Below are 18,484 nucleotides of genomic sequence, written 5' to 3'. Positions count from 1 at the left end.
TGAATTGCCCCTACCTAAAAATCATTCTTTTCAGCTATTGTTTGCGTAAGTCCTGATATAAAGGGAAGGGAAGGAGAAGTTCTGATGCCTGTCTGGAAAAGTTTGGAGCCTCGGAAAGTGAGGCTGCAAGTTTTCGCTGTGGCGGGCTGCGCCAACGAGTCATCTCCCTTCGCGTAGCGTCTCGTAGAGAAGGGGAGATGCTTTAGCGCAACGAGGGTCGAAAACCGACACTCAGACAACTCTGGACAAGGCACTGGCTCCCTGACACAATACGCTTGGTGTTAGACCTAAAAACCTTAGACTGCGTAGGTTGGGTTGAGGAACGTAGCTTTCCTCCCGCAGAGTGACCCAACATTTTCGGGCATTTGTTGGGTTGAACGAAGTGAAACCCAACCTACTATTATCGTTAACCCAAGCGTATTGCTCTCTAACAAAATTGGATATTTTTTTAATTAGAAGTCCCTTATTTCTCAACAAATTCTTTCACCACTGCCATAGCATCAGGAGGAATCTGTGTAATTAGGCGAAATGGAAATGCCGCAGTCGAAGCAAACTGGGCATAATCTGATGTCAGAAAGATAGCGTAGTTTTTAGCTTCTGGAGTCATCTGTGCAGCAAACGCCAAAGCTATAGCTTTAACATACTTGCGAACATCAGCTGCTTGTTCACCCACAACTTCACCGCCACTAATGGGTGTATTCGGTTGTCCTATCTGATCCAAAGTGGTCTTGGGGTCTTTTACACTCAGATGAGTACCCCCAACTATACCAACTAGCCATTTTGGGGATGGAATTTTGTCAAATCCGGCAATCTGTTCAGTTAAAGCTGGGGTGGTTTTATCTGCGGAACTTGCTAACACTAGGGTAGGAACTTGCACCTTGGTTAACCCAGTTTCGCCAAACATCAGAAAAGTTGTAGGATTGAGAGCGATCGCCTGTTTTATTCTAATATCCCGTAGTTGATAGCTATTTTCTGGTAGTTCTTGAGCGATGCACTGCATAACTTCTCCCTCACTGAAGCTAGTCAAGTTCTTTTTACAGCGTTGTTTGAGTCGTTCTAGTTGTAACTGTGCCCCAGCAATTTCTAAAGCTGTACCACCACCAAAAGAATGGCCAATAACCATCGCGTTTCTGGTTGCAAGTTTCCCTTGTAGAGGATGATTAGCCGTTTGGTTGAGCTTTTCTAATTCGTCGAGGACAAAACTAATATCTTGAGGGCGATCTAAAAACTCCTGAGGCTTCATAACTCTGGTTTTGCCTTGTAATGCTGAGTTAATATTTGCCTGATTACTACCGGGATGTTCTAAAGCTGCTACTACATAACCGTGGGATGCTAAATGTTCTGCCAGGTAACGCAAGTCCGTGCGGACTGACGCAAAGCCGTGAGAAAGGACAATTACGGGTTTATTGGCAGTTGCAGCAGTTGACCAATAAATATCAACTGGAATTTGGCGATGACGCTTTTGGTCATTCAGGCTTAATTTGAGTATTTTTACTTGAGCTATTCCTGGTTGGCTGGGATCAAAAGGGAAAGCAATCTGCGGTGCTTTGGGGTCGAGTTGGGGAGTGATGGCTAGCATAAATTGTTGGGTACGCCAAAAAGCTGTATTCAAACTCCCTGCAACTATAAAAGCCTGTGGCAAATCAATTTCTAGGCGTTTACTCGGATAAGCGGCGATAAAACTCAGTATAGAAAGACCCGTCGGGGCAGTAGAGCCTAATACCAATCCTGCTCTCAGTGCTTGTACCCCAGCTTTGTCCTTTCGGGCTAAGGCCGTAGCGAAGTCATTGAGAATGCTTGTACCAATTTGAGTATTAACTAACTTATTAACAGTGACAACATTTATTGGTACATTCATGGCCAGCGCCCCCAAGAGGAAGCGGCGTTGTTCTTCAGATAATCCTTTAGTGTAAGACTGCAAACTCCCAGACAATTCCCCAGTTTTTGCAGCCTTTTGCAACTCAGCAAGAGAGATGGATTCTGTAAATAAACCCAAACGCACAACAACTGTGTCAGCCGCGATCGCTGAAGTATTTACCCCAAACTGTGTAAGTGCGATGCCTACGGCAAGGGCTTTGCCCAACGCGCCAAAGATACCCGCAACTGTCTTAAGACTTCTCCAACTTCTTCCCATAAATATTTATACCAAGTGTTACTTACGGAAATATAACGGATATTTGTGTATTTTTCTACCGATTAATTGCCTAGAAATCAAAGCAGATTTTTTCCTGAACTTGATGGCGATGTCTAAGATGGTCACTGAGCCTGCGCCGAAGTGCGGGCTGTGACGCTTGTTCGCCTTCGCGTCTCCCTTTGGGAGCAGACTCGCTATCGGTGACGCCCTGATCTATTCAAAATATCTGCTGATGTGAACAAAGATCATCAAAAGCAACGAATTGTAGAATTCATCACAGCTAAAAATTTGAGCATAAATCAGTGTTAATAGCCACAAAAGCCCAATTGTTTCTCAGCTAGGTTTAATACTGTAACGAAGCTTTAGAACCGGGTAAGCGATGCCTACGGCGGTAAACTACGCATCTACAATCTGCAATTTTTCTGGGCTGATATCTTGACTACAATTTTTTTTGACAGGGAAGTTTAAGCGACTGCTTAATGTTTTGTCTTTGCCCTTTAGAACGTGTTGCAGGTCGATAGTCTTACTGCTGTAGCTGTACTATCATTACTCATCAAATTCTACCAGCCGCCTCAACAATTTTTCTTGGCTTTATGCGTCGCAGACTCCCCTATATTTTAATTTCGCTGCTCTCCCTGAGTATTATTACGCTGTGGTGGCCTGTGAATGATTCTGATTGCAATTTCGAGGCTTTTCTAGCATCAAAAACTACAAAATTCCAAGTACATGCTAGTAAGGTAATTGTTCAGCCGTGGCGTGGCCGTCACCATGTATATGGAATCTTTATGATTCCTGATGAATACAAACAAGCTCCATTTTTTGTGTTAACAGTTCCAGGTGCTGGTAGTTACTGTTCAAAACAATTTGGTTATAAAAAAAACTTTGATGATATTTATGCTGAACCAGGAACTTATCTGGTAAAGAAACCTATTAGAACTCGAAAAACTCTGCGGCTTATTCTCCAAGGTTTGTATTTTCAGGTCAATGATAAAAATAATTGGACATTGACTTTCCCTGCACCAAAAACTAGTACCACTACGCGGAATTAGTCATTTCTTCTTTAATTACGAATTACGAATTACGAATTATTCGGTCAGCTTGGTGGTTGAGTTTCTAAAACTTCGTTCTTTTCCAACAAGGCAGTAGTAGTATTTAGTATAATCTGTGCTGCTCCTGTAAAAAACGATCGCTCGATAGTCGCTGGAAGATCGCTAGGTTTATGATAGTGGGGAGTACGTAAATTTGCGGTATCTGTCACCAGCACAGCACCCACACCCTGATACCAAAATGGCGCATGGTCACTGCGTAGGGTGTCTGGTGTCAGTAAACCTTTAAAAGGAATTGGTACTGTTAGGACTGCTGGCAGATTTGATTGCTGTTTATTCCCGGCGGTTGAGGGGAGCATCTGTGAGTTTTGAAAAGCATTCAGTAAAGGCAAATGTTCTGTATCACCGACTACTGCCAAAAAGTCGCCCTTGTCGCTAGGTGGGGTAATAGGCAACTCCGCAGGGTATTTTTGACACCCAGCAGTGTAACAAGCATAACCCACCATATCCATAACGATCGCTCCGCCCAAGTTTTGCAAGCGTGCTGTCTTGCTAACGAAAGCCCGACTTCCCAAAAGTCCTGCTTCCTCTTTGTCAAAAAAAGCTAGCTGTAACGTCCGTGGTGTAGGACGAGAACCGAGTAACCGCGCGACTTCCAGCACCACAGCTACACCACTGGCGTTATCATCAGCACCAGGGGATAAGGCAACAGTATCATAATGCGCTGCTACGAGAATTGCTTTAGCGGCTTTGTTAGTTCCTGGGTGTTCGGCAAAAATATTCACACCTTCAGAGAACTTTTCCAATTTGGCCTTCCAGCCTAATTTTCTCAGTTCAGTTGTGATATAAGTACGAGTAAGCGATCGCTCTTTTGTTGTGTAGCGCTGAAAATTTAACTTTTGGATATGGTTTAACAGCTTGTCAGCAGACACTTGCAGCGCACTGTCAACTTTCTTTAACTCTGCCTGTGGTTCGGGTGTTTCCACTGCAATGCTCTGAACAATTGCTGGTGAGGGACGCTGTTCAAAAAACGTGCTACCTCTGCTACCCACCACGGCAACTGCCATCAGTGCCAACAGCATCAGCCAAATCCATTTTTTCATGTCATTTATCCTTGGCTTCCTGACTTAGGGTAGCGCGAATCCACAGGCATAACTTTCCAAGATTGCTAGGAGGGGTTTAATATTTTGGTTCCCTAAATTCTTAAATAAACCTGCAAAGTCACTTTGCAATAAGTTTAATTGTCTATTTTAATACAATTTTCTTTAATCCAATCTGCTATCGATTCTTGAGTCTCTTGATCACTTGAAAGTCTTTTTATCATTAATACAACTTCTTTTTCTGGCACTTCTAAAGAATAGCCGTTCAATATCAGAAAGGTAGCCATCGAAACGAAAGCTACCCTTTTATTGCCATCTATAAATGCATGATTTTTTACAAATGCAAAAGCCTAAGCAGCAGCTAACTCAAAAACAGTTGGTGTAGGTTCACCATAAGCAAATAAATTTTTAGGTCTATCTAAACTAGCTAAAAGCAGATTTCTATCTCTTATACCTGGAAGTCCACCGTGTTCTGCTAGTTGTTCTTCGTGCATCGCTTTAATGACTGCCTCACTCAACCAAAAAATATCATTCACTTAGCTAACTCACGAAGTGCATTCCTATACTTAGTGCTTACTTTTTGATAAGCTTCCATAGCCTTTTCAAATTCAGACTTGTAAGGTATCATTTGAGGATTACGAGAATATTTCGTAACTAAAAGTACCCCATTCTTACTATGTCTAAACTTTAGACTTTGAAAAGATGGTATCAATTTGTTTTTGATCTTACGAAGTCTCAAGGTTTGCATGATAAACTCAAAATGGTGGTTAGAAGTTAGAAGATACAAATGTTGACGGTAATCCTCAGTTAGCCTTCGGTTAATCAGTTATTATACTATAAATTATTTGTGCAAGAGGTCTCTTTTACTTTACAGATTAACCCTGATGACAGAACGCTCATGTTGAGTCTTATTGCAATGGTCTTAGCAAGATGCCCCAAAAATACTCAGCAGCCCCTTGTTGAGACAATGATTTCTTCACATTCTGTTGGCTTGCAAAGAAAGCCATTCCCAAAGGTTGCAGAAAAAGAGCGTGTCCATCATCAACTATAGACATGGATTCATTAATACTATTGTTGCTTCCTGAAGCATTTGAGGAATATGCAATCCCGTTTGTAAAAAGATGGCTACTTCCTCCTGTCCAAATTTTACATTCAGTAGCTTTCTTTCCCGCAATGTAGACAATAGCCGAAAAATGATTTGCATCTATACGTTTAAAATTTGTATCCACTTCTAGATTTCGGTTGGATAATTCAGCAAGTGAATTCTCAAAAAAGTTGGCTATGTATTCAAACGATTCCTCTACAAATTGATCCCTGTCTCGATCCAAGAATGTTTTGCGAATACGGAGATTGCTCGATCTTGGTATATCCAAAATTTGCGGTTTGACAGCAGAACCGTAACTTTTGCTTGGTGGCGTGGGATACTGACGGGGTTGTAAGCGAGTAATTGTCCGTTTTACAGCGTTGACTACTTCAAGAAAAGCATCGTCTTGATCGGGGAATTTTGTGATAGGCTTGCCATCAGTTGGCATGACCAAGAGGTTGCCAAATGGCGCACTGGTCCAATCGCATGGACGCAGGATGACTGGTATAATGTAGGATTCTCCTTTCTCATGCTTTTCCATCGCACGTTGCATCTCAATGTCATAACAATAATTGGAAGCTAGAAAATCTGAACTGACTAATAAAAGAATGATGTCTGCTTCTTCCAAGTTTTTGCTTATTGCCTTATCGAATTCCTCACGAGGAGTTATTCGCCGATCATGCCACGTCTCAATGAAACCTTGCCTTTTTAGCATAGCAAGATGAACTTCCAGCTCATCGCGCAGGGTTTCATCCCGATGTGAATAAGAGAAAAAAATTATAGCCATTTGATGATTATTAATTAAAGGCAGGTATTTACTTATGATTAATAACTTTATATTTTATACTAGTACAAAAGAACTAATTCCCTGGAGTAAACATCAAGTTTGACAGATTGTCTTTTGACAGCGATCGCAACTTAACTTACACTGCCCCACTAGAGGAGTGCTGAGTACTGAGCAAAAAAAAAAGAGAAAAGAATTTCTTGTTACTTCTTCAAAATCTTTATTCTGACACTCAGGACTCATGACTCAGAACTCAGGACTTTTTTTATGGTAGATTTATTGCTGATCGCAATCCTGGGTTTCCTGGGGAGTTTTGGACATTGCTTTGGGATGTGTGGTCCCCTAACGGTGGCGTTTTCTCTGTCTCATCAGCCAAAACAGACATCACCCTCAGAAAAGTCCGACACTTGGCAACAGCAATTAAAATTTCATCTCCTACTAAACCTGGGGCGGATGTTAAGTTATGCTCTAGTCGGTGCTGGCATTGGGGCGCTGGGTTCGGTATTGCTGCAAGGTGGACAGCTAGCGGGTGTTGGCAGCGACTTCCGGCGTTGGATGGCAATCATAACTGGTGTAATGCTGATTTGGTTTGGCTTAGGACAAGTAAAACCCGATTTGCTGCCGCGCATTCCCGTATTACATCCCCTATTGCAAGGTAGTTTACACGATCGCCTCAGCACAGGAATGATTAAGCTTTCCTTAAAAGCCAAATGGTGGACACCAATGCTTTTAGGGATGACTTGGGGTTTAATGCCCTGTGGTTTCCTGTATGCTGCCCAAATTAAAGCTGCTGAAACTGGCAATTTATGGATGGGTGGGGCAACTATGCTGGCTTTTGGCTTAGGAACCCTGCCCACGATGTTAGGTGTAGGCGTTTCCACATCATTGGTAAGTAAAGACAGGCGCAGTCAGTTATTTCGATTAGGCGGTTGGGTGACACTCACCATTGGCGTGATCACCTTGTTGCGGACTGGTGACACAATGGTAGATTACACCGGACACGCCGCTTTGTTTTGCTTAATTTTGGCGTTAATTGCGCGTCCGATTAGTGGCTTGTGGGCTTCACCACTGCGTTACCGCCGAGGCTTGGGAGTGGGAGCTTTTGTGCTTTCTGTGGTTCACACCGCCCACATGATTGAACACTCATTGCAATGGAATTTTGCCGCCTTTGATTTTATGCCGCCAGAATTTCAGTGGGGTATGGCTGCGGGTGCTGTAGCATTGGTATTAATGTCCCCCGCCGCTTTTACGAGTTGGGAATCATTGCAGAAATCTTTGGGCAAGCGTTGGCGACAGATTCATCTATTGGGTGTGCCAGCTTTGCTCTTGAGTGCCATTCATACTGTGTTGATTGGTTCCCATTACCTGGGTTCCTTGCAATCAACTTGGGGAAATAAATTAGCGGCAGTACTAATGGTAATTATTACGCTCGGTGTCTTGCTAGTACGTTCGCGCTTTTTTTGGTCAAAGTTAGCCGTAGAAAAGTTTTATGTCCCCCCAACCAAATCGCGGTAAATCATCTTTGTTTTTTGGCTCAATCCCAACGAGTCAAAAACAGAGAGATTACCTAAACAAAGGAACAATCAAGTATTTATTATTCCTGGGTTCCTTAGTTATATCAATAACTAATCTTTACCCTGTTGCTGCTCATCAGGTGGAGGTAGCCGCAGATGTCGGCGCCACCCTCCACATTGAACCAAATGATAATCCCAGTGCTGGAGAACCCTCTCAAGCTTGGTTTGCACTTACCCGCAGAGGTGGAAGGAGGATTCCTCTGTCACAGTGCAATTGTCAGTTGGCTGTTTATGCCAAACCCTATGCAGCCGGAGAGCCACCACTCGTAGAACCACAGTTAGAACCTGTGGCAGCTGAAGGCTATAAAGGCATCCCAGGTGCAGAAGTTGTTTTTCCCAAGCCAGGGATTTATGAGTTGCAACTAAATGGTAAACCAGTTTCTGGGGCAAGATTCAAACCGTTTAAGTTGAAATTTGAAGTTACTGTGGCAGGTGGCTCTACAGATAACTCACGAAATCGGCAAGATGTCAATGGTGATTTAGGAGAGGGTCAATCTCAGAAATTACCACCTTGGGCGATCGCACTTCCAATCCTCGGATTTATCGGCATCTTATTTGTTGTACTGCAAAGTATGAGAGGGAGTGGGGAGTAGTTAAGAGTTATGAGTGAGGAGTTGAGAGTTATGAATTCAAGATTTAACTATTTTAGATTTTGAATTTTGGATTGAAGGAAAAATCTAAAATTTACTAACTCCAAACTCCTGTACAGACGCGATTAATCGCGTCTCTCCAAACTCCTGTACAGACGCGATTAATCGCGTCTCTCCAAACTTTTATTTATGTCGCTTTTGATGCCACTGCCACGCATGAGCGACAATATCTTGGATAGATGGGTACTGAGGTTGCCAGCCTAAGATTGTTCTGGCTTGATCACTGGTGCCAATCAGAATTGGAGGATCGCCAGGACGGCGATCGCGTTCTTCTACTGGTATCGAAACTCCTGTTACCTGTTCGGCGGCTGCAATTACTTCTCTGACAGAAAAGCCACTACCATTACCTAAATTAAAAACTTCGCTATCCCCACCTTTTAATAAATATTCCAATCCCAAAATATGGGCATCTGCTAAGTCGTTAACATGAATATAATCACGAACACAAGTACCATCAGGCGTAGGGTAATCTGTGCCGAAAATTGAGATAGATTCTCGTTTGCCTAAAGCTGTCATCAGCACCAAGGGAATCAAATGGGTTTCTGGGTTGTGATCTTCGCCCAATAAGCCACTGGGATTAGCACCAGCAGCATTAAAATAACGGAAACGCACTGATTGCAAACCGTAAGCAACATCAAAATCAGAGAGAATCCGCTCTACCATCAGTTTTGTAGCGCCATAGGGATTAATCGGATTTTGGGGATGGGTTTCTGGAATGGGTACAAATTCTGGTACACCGTAGGTAGCACAGGTAGAAGAAAAGACAAATTTCTTCACAGATGCCGTCAGCATTGCTTCTAAGAGCGTCAAAGTGCCAACGACGTTATTTCGGTAATATTTGGCAGGGTCAGTCACCGATTCTCCCACGTAGGCATAGGCAGAAAAGTGCATCACAGCTGCAATATTGCGGGTTTTAAAGAGGTGATCGAGCAAGGCGCGATCGCCTGTATCCCCTACTATCATCTCTACCTGTAAAACCTTTTCTACCAAGTCACGATGCCCATAGACTAGATTATCAAGGATGACAACGTTATAACCCGCCTGCTTCAAAGCAAGCACCGTATGAGAACCAATATATCCAGCTCCCCCCGTTACCAAAATGGTAGGCTTTCCAGGCGACATAGTTTTTCCTTTTGAGTGGATTACTCAATTAATTTAGTTTACCGGTGCCACGTTACTCTTGTGGAAAATTATAAATAATAGACGCAGTGTCAAAAAATTGCACTAGAATCACTACGACGGTAGTCTTTGGGTGTGAGGTTTGAGATATTTTAAGTCAAACAGTGCGATTACAATTTGACAATAAAATAAATCCATTTCCCGAAACCTCTAGGTTGACCCTTACGGGTGACGCTCCTAGCGTCGCTAACGCTAAGAAGTCGCTAGTTGTTTTATGCAGGGAAACCATGCACGGCTGTTCCTCCTGGGGAACCACTGCGTTGCGAGGGTTCCCCAGGTTGAAGCAGGTGGTGTGGAAACCCTTATATCAGGTGGACTGCCTCACCACCACACTGGCTCACTGCACCAGAAAATTTGAGAGTTAATCTATGTTTCTATTGTTAAGCCGGGTACTGCTGTGGCTGCTGATTGGCACTATCGTATATTCTCTGTTCCAGCGATTTTATCCCTCTGGAACTTTTGTCGGACGATTAATCTTAGTCGTTATCCTGGTAATCATCGCCCTATCATTTGTTAACCCCAATGAACCGGCTGTGGCGTCGTTGTCGAGGCTGCTGTCTTTTCCACTCAAGCCTCTGGGAGCCTCTATTTTAATGATGATTTTTGCATCTCAGAAAATCAAAGGAGGTGGGATAGAAAAACCAGGAGGATACTTAATTGGTTGGGCACTGACGATTCTGCTGTTGGCAAGTACACCAGCAGTCGCCTATTTCCTTTATCGGGCACCTCTAGCAATGGCAAGTGAAACTTATGTTGCAACTGCTGCACCAACATCGGGGACACTGGTGGCATTAGGGCAACCAAGCACCACAGCTAACATCTCCGATGTGACGGGCGATCGCATTCTTTCTTATAATTTGAGAGTGCCTCCCTACCTATTACAAGGAAATCTTCAAGATATTCGCACACGCGGTTTACGACTTGAAGACTTTGTACCGAATGCGGAAACGTTGCAATTTACAACAAGAACTTGGGAAAGTTATCTCTTGGAAATTTACAGGTTCTTGCGTGTTCAACGGTAATAAAAACAAACAAGAAGGGTAAAGGGTAAAGGGTAAAGGGTTGAATTAAGCAGCCACCACACCTTTATAGCTTTTTACTTTCCCCATAACACAGCGAAAAGTCTGGTCATGGGGGTTTCCCCAGGAACAACTTTTCAAGATAAGGATTATTTCGCCCATTAGAGGCGTTAGCATAGCGGGACAAAGTACGGTTTTTACCATTCCCCATTCCCCTTCTTTCGATATTCCCTCTACATAGCTGCCTTCTAGGACTACCAGATCAAGTTGCAAAATTGCTTTAATGGCAAAATCTCGACGAATCGCTAAACTCATTGTTTACCTACAACCCCATTGGCGGGAGGCTTCCTTAGGGATTCTCGCTTTGTTGTCTGTCAATGCACTGGGCGTTTATATCCCTTTGTTGATTCGTGATGGTGTTGATAAACTCTCGACAACCTTCACCTGGAGCCAAATACTACCTTACGTAGTCAGGATTGTCTTGCTTAGTTCCGCGATGTGGCTAATGCGGATGGCGTCCCGCATTTGGCTATTTGGGGTGGGACGTCAGGTAGAATTTGACCTGAAACAACGGATTTTTGAACACTTACTCCATCTCGAGCCAGCTTATTTTGCCAGTAATACTGCTGGCGATTTAATTAGTCGAGCTACCAGTGATGTGGACAATATTAAGCGGTTGTTGGGTTTTGCGGTTTTGAGTTTGGCAAATACGGTGTTTGCTTACGCCCTAACACTGCCTGTAATGCTGGCGATTAGCGTGGATCTCACACTAGCCGCCCTGGCAGTGTACCCTTTTATGCTCTTGTTGGTGAGTTTATTTAGCGATCGCTTACGCAAACAACAAGCAAAAGTCCAAGAGCAACTCTCGGACATCAGCGAACTTATCCAAGAGGATATCAGTGGCATTGCCTTGATTAAAATCTATGCCCAAGAAGCAAACGAGCGTCGAGCTTTTGCCAAGAAAAATCAGCAGCTATTAACGGCTAACTTAGAATTGGCAAAAAGCCGAAATACACTGTTTCCGATAATTGTTGGGCTAGCGAATATCAGTTCACTGATAATCATTTGGTTAGGGACAGCGCGGATATCTTCTGGTACCCTTAAGGTTGCCGACTTTTTAGTACTGTTAATTTATGTAGAGCGTCTAGTTTTCCCCACAGCCATTTTAGGATTCACAATTACAGCCTACCAACGGGGTGAAGTTAGTATTGATCGGCTTGAATCTATTCTCTCTGTCACGCCGAAAATTCAAGACACAGCCGATGCTATACATCTACCAGTGGCTGAACTGAAAGGAGAACTGACAGCTAAAAATCTCACCTATAATTACCCTGGTTCCACTACTCCAGCTTTAGCAAATGTTAACTTCACGATTGCTCCGGGAGAAACCGTGGCGATTGTTGGGGCAATTGGTGCGGGGAAATCCACTTTGGCAAATGCTTTACCGCGCTTGTTAAATATTGAATCAGGACAATTGTTTTTAGATGGGTTGGATATTACTAAGATAGCTTTGGCTGATTTACGAAGTGCGATCGCTTATGTTCCTCAAGATAGCTTTCTATTTAGCACTACAATTAAAAATAATATTCGCTACGGTGATCCAATTACCGAACAAAAGCAGGTAGAAGCTGTCGCTCAACTTGCCCAAATTGAATCAGAAATTAACAATTTTCCCCAGCAATACGAAACTATTGTTGGTGAACGTGGTATTACTCTTTCTGGCGGTCAACGACAACGTACTGCATTAGCTAGGGCGATGCTGGTCAATGCTCCAGTGTTAATTTTGGATGATGCCCTCTCTAGTGTGGATAATCAAACAGCCACGCAAATCCTCAAAAATCTTTCTGGTGGTACTGAACGCAAAACAGTAATTTTCATTACCCATCAATTATCGGCGGCAGCAGCCGCTAACCGAATTTTTGTGATGGAAAAAGGAAGAATTGTTCAGATAGGGAATCACTTACAACTAGTGCAACAACAGGGTTTATATAGAACTTTGTGGAGCCAGCATCAAGTTGAAGAATTACTGCACTAGTAGTCTGTCAAGAATTACAGTATGCCCGTTCTCCTAATGTGACATCTAGCACGAATGGATTGTCATTACCTTGAAATTGCGCGATCGCATGACTGCGTTCTATTTCAGTAATATCAGGTAAGTCTTGCTGATTCCATTCACACAAAGTCTGACGCTGATTCTGAAAGTAATTTTCGTCTACTTTCTTAGCCTGATCCCGATAGATAGTGTAAAAGTAGAAAATTGCCCTGGCTATATCCCCTTTTACTTTCTCTCTCGGCTCAAATTTAGAAGCTGCTGATTCGCTAAACTCGTCAATTGCACTACTAGGAATTGTCGATTGAACAATATCATTTCGATACCATTTCTTAGTACTTGTGTCGGCTATATCGCCGAAGGGTTTATTGCCTCGCTCACTATTAATATCTTCTCGTGCGGGAAATAGATGGTGAAGGTCACTTTGAGCATTACCCTTGTTAGCTCCTTTACTTTGTGGCCAAATATGTTCGGTATTCAGTCCTAGTTTGTCAGCTTCTTGACTAGGATCACCATTGCCAATTAAACGAATTGGGTAACTAGCATAAATATCTGTCACAATACCTGCTTGGTTGTCAATAATCCCAAACATTTGATCTCTTGCCCGATCATAATTCAAAGTTTTTCTCGGCGTATACTCCTTAGCTAGTTCTTTAACTAGAGCGACTTTAGATAATTGAGGCAATATAATCGCCGAATCACTTGCGGGAGTCGGTTGGACAACAGGAGGAATCGTGTCAGAGGTAGACTGGTTAGCAGGTAATTTAAACGCTGCAATTACCGGATCATGATCGCTGACAGGCTTACTAAAGCCAACATTGACATGTACAATGTCAATTTCAGGTTGAGCAACACCGGAAAGATTTTTACTGACCAACAAATGATCAATAAGTTCAGGATTTCCCCGAAATTTAAAACTAAACTGATCACTAACAGGTAAACGATCGGTCAGATTCTCAAGAATGTTACCCTTCAAGGTCTTCAAAGGTAGGGAATCTGGTAAATCGTTTAAATCACCCAATACAATTACTTTGGCTTGCGGGTCAACTTGTAGTAGTTGCCCTACGAATTCATTAACGATTTCGGCTTGGTTAACTCGTTTAGCATCGCTGGGAGAACCTCCAAGCTTGGAAATAAAGTGATTAGCAATGATAAACACTTTTTGATCGTTAAATACAAATTCTGCTGCAAGTGGTTTACGACTTTGATCGAAAGCATTATTCGTGGGGTCAATCCGACCTGGGTTGAGGGAGAGGTCAAGACCATTTGAACCTTGAGTAATAGCCACAGCATCTAATGAACCGCCTTTTCTCGGCAGTTTGGCTAGAGTTATCTGGCTGGGTTGAAATAATAAACCTACACGAATATTGCCTCCAGGTTCTCCACCATCTTGATCATCGCTGGGAGCAATATCAACAAAGTCGTATGCTGGACTACCGATGTTTTTCAGCGCCGCAATCAGTTTTTGGTAAGTCTGGTTGGCATTAACAACGTTATCATTGATTGGCCCGTTGTTATCCTGAACTTCAATTAAACTGATGACATCTGGTGCGTTCAAATTATTGGCAATAATTTTGGCAATATTATCAAAGGGTTCATCTTTCGGGTCTAAATTCTCAACATTAAAAGTTGCAACAGTCAATACATCCTGTTAATTTTTCAGCGATGTTGTTTCACGTTCTGCAACTAAAGAAGTTGGCAATTGGGCTATTGGACTAGCTTGCAGTGGACTAATCCATGTAAAGAAGATGAGAGCAATACTAAGTAATAGCAATTTGATAAATTTCATTCTCTGTTCCAATGAACCTATTTTCTAGATTAGTCTTTTTCTTAATAAAATTCAGTTAATAGAAGTTTTAAATTTGGTAAAGGTGAGCATTCCACTTGGGAAGAAATACTAGGACAAAAGTAAATCTCGGCTACATTTTTAAATTCCATTTGCGGTCGATTAAATACCGTCTTAAATGTCAAGTATTGATTATTGTTGGTGGCAATGCCTACAGAGGGAAGATACGCAACCCATTATCAGAAGACTTTTGAAATAACTGTAGCTTTATATAACTTGATAAAGCTAGTGTAATCTGGGGTGATTGCTACGTTAGTTTGTTTTGGTATGTGGGTAGTATAAATTACCGAAAAAACTAATTTGGTAGATGGTGATGTTCAAAACTAAATTATCAGAATCCCGTGCTTGGGGAGAATTTTACACCTTGAAGTTAATGCATCGGCATATTGGAGCGATCGCAGTTCTAATTTTAATTAGCTTACTGAGTTCATTGAGTGGAACACCAGATCGTCATACCATCTCTAACTGCTGGGAAGGCTTTCTCTGGGGACTAGCAGATCCAGTAATTAGCTTGGATTGTTTAATTGGTATTCTTGCTATTGGCTTACTCTCATCTGTGTTTGTTCGTGGTGCTGCGATCGCTAGAGGTTTTGTCTTTGCAGCAGTCTTGGGGATTATAATTCATTTATTCCAGTTAAATTTCCCAGGCACAGAAATAGCCATCGCCATTTCTACCATCGTTTTTGGTACTATGCTGATGATCCCAAATCAACCAAACTTTATAGTACTTGCTCTGATGGGCGTCAGTGCTGGTTTATTTCAGGGTTACGCTAATGCTGAATCGATCATTGGGACGGGAATCATCCCAATAATTGCCTACATCCTAGGGATTACCTTAACTCTGTTTGTGGTTGCCATGAGTGCCAGAGAAATTGGTACTGCAATGGGTATGGGAGAAATCAACCGAATTTTACCCTGGAAAATGAGCATTGCTGGCTTCGCTTTCTGTGCGATCGGCATCGTGTTTTTGAGCAATTCGATAATTTAAATCAAATATTTCAATTCAGTGGTAGGACTTACGCAGAAGAGATCCCCCAACCCCCTTAAAAAGTTGGCTCTTTAAAATTCCCCCCTTAAAAAGGGGGGATCAAGCTTTCAAGTTTTCAGTGCGTAATTCCTAAGTGAAATATATTCTATTTGTGGGGGCGTACACTTAGCTGTGCGCCCCCACTACGTGTTTGTTGTTAGATTTACTGCTGGAAATTGTCCAGCAAGCCACCACCTTAGATTAAGCCATTCAACAGAATGAAGCGATCGCCCGTAGCGTGCTAGAACGCCTAGTAGAAGCGGGTTTACTTGAAGCTTACGGTGTCAAAAAAGGGCGTACCGATACTTTAAGTCACTAATCACCTCTGCAAACTAATTACAAAGCAAGCAGTATGGCAAGAATTGTAGTTACAGACTGCCAAGTTGCACTCTGTGCAAGCTATGATTGACTTTTAGTTCTGACTACTTTTGAACAACAAAAATTTATGCAGTGGAGTATGGATACTCGCATCCCAGAATGTATTCGTCCAGTGTTAAATGATTATTTGTTGTTATTACGAACCGAACTCCCCGGTCTTATAGGTGGTTGCTATATTCATGGATCTATTGCGCTTAATGCCTTCAACCCATACTTGAGTGACATTGATTTCATTACTATCCTGACGCGACGGGCTAAAACATCCGAGGTAAAAAACCTAAAAGCCATCCATCAAAAACTAAAACTGAGCTATCCACAGTGGAAACTAGAAGGAAGTTATTTGCAATGGGAAGATGTAGGGCGATCGCAACAAGAGATTGCTCCCTATCCCTACTACCATGATAGCGGCCTGCACTCTGCTGGTTATCACGATATAAACCTTGTTACCTGGTGGGTGTTGAAACATCGAGGTATTTGTCTAATTGGACTTCCGCCAGAAATCCTTGCATTTACAGTAAATTGGAATCTGCTGCAAAGAAAGATGAAGGAAAATCTGAACAGCTATTGGGTAAGTTGGACACGAGCGCCAAGTAAAGTAGCATATTTATTAACGGATAGCGGTATTCAGTGGGCTGTACTTGGCGTTCTACGTCTCTTTTACGCGTTGAGAGAGCATGAAATCCTCTCAAAAAATGAGGCTGGTCGATATGCATTGGTGCATCTTCCATCAAGGTGGCATCAACTTATTCAAGAGGCAATCAACCTTCGTGAAATTCGGCACGGTTCCTCCTATCGTAGCAAAGTCAGCCGGGCTGTTGAAGCAGTACGCTTCTTACGCTATGTAATTAATGTATGTAACGAACAGGCATCTTCAAGAGAAAACAGCTATTAGATAGCCTTTTAGTGAATCAGCTGATCCACCTCTGCGCTAATCTAGAGGCTATATCTAACAAAAACTTATGACACCGGAAGAAATTGCGGATACGCTAACAGAATTATTTGACACATCTGCTGTTGGTACGCTCGCTCCTGGATCGTGGCAAGTAAACACTTCTACTTTTCGGCTGTTGGTGTTGCTTTCCGAAGATAATACTTGGCTGCGAGTTTTACTGCCTATTCTGCCCATCCAAGAAGCCCAAGCATTTTTAGAACAGTTCCTAGAAGCCAACTTTGATGACACTCAAGAAGTACGGTACGCTTTGTATGAAGGGGTAATTTGTGGTGTATTTCAACATAACAGTAGTACTTTAGTGAGTGCAGATTTGTTCAATGCAATCAACCGACTTGTATCTCTGCATCAGGCTGGATTAGATAATGTCTTTAATCGACTAATTGAAAGCCGCATTCGGCAAATTATTCAGGCAGCAAAACAACAAGGACAATCTCTGCAAGCTACTATGCAAAGCTTAGAACGCTTTTACGCAGAAGGATTGATGGGCGAAATAGATCAAACCGCAGAGGCACGAGAAAAAGTTATAGCTGCTTGGCGGCTTCAGTTAGAACGTTTATGGAATGAAGTCGATTTTAATTCCTAATAAAGATTTATATCGGTGTCCCGTTTACATATTAAATCAATTTACAGATATAGCTATATGATCATGGATATCATTGAAATCCTCAAACAAGACTATCAAAGATTCCCAGTAAATCAAACTTACAGCATTTACGCCTCAGACGTTTATTTTCAAGATCCACTAAATAAATTTCGTGGTGTTAAACGTTACAAACAAATGATTAATCTTATCGAAACTTGGTTTTTAAATCCCAAGATGGACTTACATAACATTCAACGTTTAGGAGATACAATAAAAACTGAGTGGACACTCAGTTGGAATACTCCTCTCCCCTGGAAGCCACGGATTTCTATTCCTGGTTGGAGTGAATTAAGTCTCAACTCTGATGGTTTGATTGTCTCCCATGTTGATTATTGGAATTGTTCACGCTTAGACGTGGTGAAGCAGCATTTATTTGCTACAAAAATGTAAACAATTAAAGCTTAGGAACGTGGATTAAATAAAATGCAAAACTTCATCCTGTCTCTAGCTTCCCTCTCCTTAATAAGGAGAGGGATTGAGGGTGAGGTAAGCCAGGGATATAAATTATATGTTATTTAATTCTTATTCCTTAGGGATTTCCCACCAATACGGTTCAGTTAAGGCTAAAACTCTTTGTCAAAGTCAATTTTTTTAACGAACCGCAAAGGACGCAAAGGACGCAAAGGAAGAGAAGGAAGAGAAGAAAGAAATGCTTAACTGAACTGTATTGGATTTCCCACAATAAGTAGTTGAGTATTTTTTTATTTGTCAGTCCCTTACTCTAATTCCCTCCTTAAAAAAGAGAGTTAGGGAGGATTAAGTTTTAACCCAAGCCTAGTTTTTTTAAGCATAAATACTTACTCTAACTCTAGCTTTTTTCCATCCTGAAAGTGCGTTTCGCACATAGACTGCTGATGAGAAGCTGCTAGGCGTCTACGCACTTCCATGACAAGCCATTTTGAAACATCACGACATTCATCATCAACATCACGACATTCATCATCAACATCACGACATTCATCATCAACATCACGACATTCATCATCAACATCACGACATTCATCATCAACATCACGAC

General features: G+C 42.1%; 18 protein-coding genes and 1 pseudogene. 9 read left to right on the top strand and 10 right to left on the bottom strand.

What is annotated here, in order from left to right; genetic code table 11:
* Window positions 1-463: 463 nt before the first annotated feature.
* Window positions 464-2,134 carry an alpha/beta hydrolase gene (locus V7K15_RS28040; protein WP_334910985.1) on the bottom strand — a complete coding sequence of 557 codons (1,671 nt, stop codon included), beginning with the start codon at window positions 2,132-2,134 and terminating at the stop codon, window positions 464-466.
* Window positions 2,135-2,727: 593 nt separating this feature from the next.
* On the opposite strand from V7K15_RS28040, the gene V7K15_RS28035 reads away from it, so the two are divergent.
* A complete protein-coding gene (locus V7K15_RS28035; protein WP_334910983.1) occupies window positions 2,728-3,183 on the top strand; it encodes a hypothetical protein in 456 nt (151 codons plus the stop codon).
* A gap of 44 nt (window positions 3,184-3,227) precedes the next feature.
* Here V7K15_RS28035 and V7K15_RS28030 read toward each other — a convergent pair whose 3' ends face one another.
* From V7K15_RS28030 to V7K15_RS28015, 4 genes and pseudogenes are all read right to left on the bottom strand, one after another.
* A complete protein-coding gene (locus V7K15_RS28030; RefSeq protein WP_334910981.1) occupies window positions 3,228-4,283 on the bottom strand; it encodes a M28 family peptidase in 1,056 nt (351 codons plus the stop codon).
* A 134-nt stretch (window positions 4,284-4,417) separates the two neighbouring features.
* Window positions 4,418-4,618: pseudogene (locus V7K15_RS28025) on the bottom strand (type II toxin-antitoxin system death-on-curing family toxin); the annotation flags it as partial.
* Window positions 4,619-4,630: 12 nt separating this feature from the next.
* Window positions 4,631-4,816 carry a hypothetical protein gene (locus V7K15_RS28020; protein ID WP_334910980.1) on the bottom strand — a complete coding sequence of 62 codons (186 nt, stop codon included), beginning with the start codon at window positions 4,814-4,816 and terminating at the stop codon, window positions 4,631-4,633.
* A 372-nt stretch (window positions 4,817-5,188) separates the two neighbouring features.
* Window positions 5,189-6,151, bottom strand: coding sequence for a toll/interleukin-1 receptor domain-containing protein (locus V7K15_RS28015; RefSeq protein WP_334910978.1), 963 nt, complete (start codon window positions 6,149-6,151; stop codon window positions 5,189-5,191).
* A 264-nt stretch (window positions 6,152-6,415) separates the two neighbouring features.
* On the opposite strand from V7K15_RS28015, the gene V7K15_RS28010 reads away from it, so the two are divergent.
* Together V7K15_RS28010 and V7K15_RS28005 are read left to right on the top strand one after the other, a co-directional pair.
* Window positions 6,416-7,663 carry an urease accessory protein UreH domain-containing protein gene (locus V7K15_RS28010; RefSeq protein WP_334910976.1) on the top strand — a complete coding sequence of 416 codons (1,248 nt, stop codon included), beginning with the start codon at window positions 6,416-6,418 and terminating at the stop codon, window positions 7,661-7,663.
* The gene (locus V7K15_RS28005; protein ID WP_334910974.1) at window positions 7,638-8,315 is read left to right on the top strand and encodes a hypothetical protein; all 678 of its coding nucleotides are present in this window, start codon (window positions 7,638-7,640) and stop codon (window positions 8,313-8,315) included. Before V7K15_RS28010 ends, V7K15_RS28005 begins: the two co-directional genes overlap by 26 nt.
* A gap of 180 nt (window positions 8,316-8,495) precedes the next feature.
* Here V7K15_RS28005 and galE read toward each other — a convergent pair whose 3' ends face one another.
* Window positions 8,496-9,494 carry a UDP-glucose 4-epimerase GalE gene (gene galE, locus V7K15_RS28000; RefSeq protein ID WP_334910973.1) on the bottom strand — a complete coding sequence of 333 codons (999 nt, stop codon included), beginning with the start codon at window positions 9,492-9,494 and terminating at the stop codon, window positions 8,496-8,498.
* A gap of 425 nt (window positions 9,495-9,919) precedes the next feature.
* Between galE and V7K15_RS27995 the strand changes: the two genes are divergently transcribed.
* Window positions 9,920-10,573 carry a hypothetical protein gene (locus tag V7K15_RS27995; RefSeq protein WP_334910971.1) on the top strand — a complete coding sequence of 218 codons (654 nt, stop codon included), beginning with the start codon at window positions 9,920-9,922 and terminating at the stop codon, window positions 10,571-10,573.
* A gap of 45 nt (window positions 10,574-10,618) precedes the next feature.
* On the opposite strand, the gene V7K15_RS27990 is transcribed toward V7K15_RS27995, so the two are convergent.
* Window positions 10,619-10,885 carry a hypothetical protein gene (locus V7K15_RS27990; RefSeq protein ID WP_334910969.1) on the bottom strand — a complete coding sequence of 89 codons (267 nt, stop codon included), beginning with the start codon at window positions 10,883-10,885 and terminating at the stop codon, window positions 10,619-10,621.
* Here V7K15_RS27990 and V7K15_RS27985 point away from each other — a divergent pair.
* Window positions 10,854-12,605: an ABC transporter ATP-binding protein gene (locus V7K15_RS27985; RefSeq protein ID WP_334910967.1), complete on the top strand. Its 1,752-nt coding sequence runs from the start codon at window positions 10,854-10,856 to the stop codon at window positions 12,603-12,605. The two genes, V7K15_RS27990 and V7K15_RS27985, sit on opposite strands and share 32 nt — an antisense overlap.
* Window positions 12,606-12,612: 7 nt before the next feature.
* Here the strand turns inward: V7K15_RS27985 and V7K15_RS27980 are convergent, their stop codons facing one another.
* Both V7K15_RS27980 and V7K15_RS27975 read right to left on the bottom strand, forming a co-directional pair.
* Entirely contained in the window at window positions 12,613-14,262 is a 1,650-nt protein-coding gene (locus V7K15_RS27980) for an endonuclease (protein WP_334910965.1), read from the bottom strand.
* A gap of 9 nt (window positions 14,263-14,271) precedes the next feature.
* A complete protein-coding gene (locus V7K15_RS27975; RefSeq protein ID WP_334910963.1) occupies window positions 14,272-14,409 on the bottom strand; it encodes a hypothetical protein in 138 nt (45 codons plus the stop codon).
* Window positions 14,410-14,779: 370 nt separating this feature from the next.
* Here V7K15_RS27975 and V7K15_RS27970 point away from each other — a divergent pair, with 370 nt between their 5' ends.
* The 4 genes from V7K15_RS27970 (at window position 14,780) to V7K15_RS27955 (ending at window position 17,856) form a co-directional block, all read left to right on the top strand.
* Window positions 14,780-15,454, top strand: coding sequence for a HupE/UreJ family protein (locus tag V7K15_RS27970; RefSeq protein ID WP_334910961.1), 675 nt, complete (start codon window positions 14,780-14,782; stop codon window positions 15,452-15,454).
* Window positions 15,455-15,950: 496 nt separating this feature from the next.
* Window positions 15,951-16,763 (top strand): aminoglycoside adenylyltransferase domain-containing protein, encoded by an 813-nt coding sequence (locus tag V7K15_RS27965; protein WP_334910959.1) that lies wholly within the window; start codon window positions 15,951-15,953, stop codon window positions 16,761-16,763.
* A 67-nt stretch (window positions 16,764-16,830) separates the two neighbouring features.
* A complete protein-coding gene (locus V7K15_RS27960; RefSeq protein WP_334910957.1) occupies window positions 16,831-17,406 on the top strand; it encodes a leucine zipper domain-containing protein in 576 nt (191 codons plus the stop codon).
* A 63-nt stretch (window positions 17,407-17,469) separates the two neighbouring features.
* On the top strand, window positions 17,470-17,856 hold the full coding sequence (locus tag V7K15_RS27955; RefSeq protein ID WP_334910955.1) for a DUF2358 domain-containing protein: 387 nt from the start codon (window positions 17,470-17,472) through the stop codon (window positions 17,854-17,856).
* Between the two features lie 407 nt (window positions 17,857-18,263).
* Here V7K15_RS27955 and V7K15_RS27950 read toward each other — a convergent pair.
* On the bottom strand, window positions 18,264-18,484 hold a 221-nt coding region (locus V7K15_RS27950; protein ID WP_334910953.1), incomplete at its 5' end, for a hypothetical protein.

This window comes from Nostoc sp. (genome assembly GCF_036919815.1).
Lineage (GTDB): Bacteria > Cyanobacteriota > Cyanobacteriia > Cyanobacteriales > Nostocaceae > Nostoc.
The sequence above is the reverse complement of the archived record's forward strand: the minus strand, read 5'-3'. Positions and strand labels throughout refer to the sequence as shown.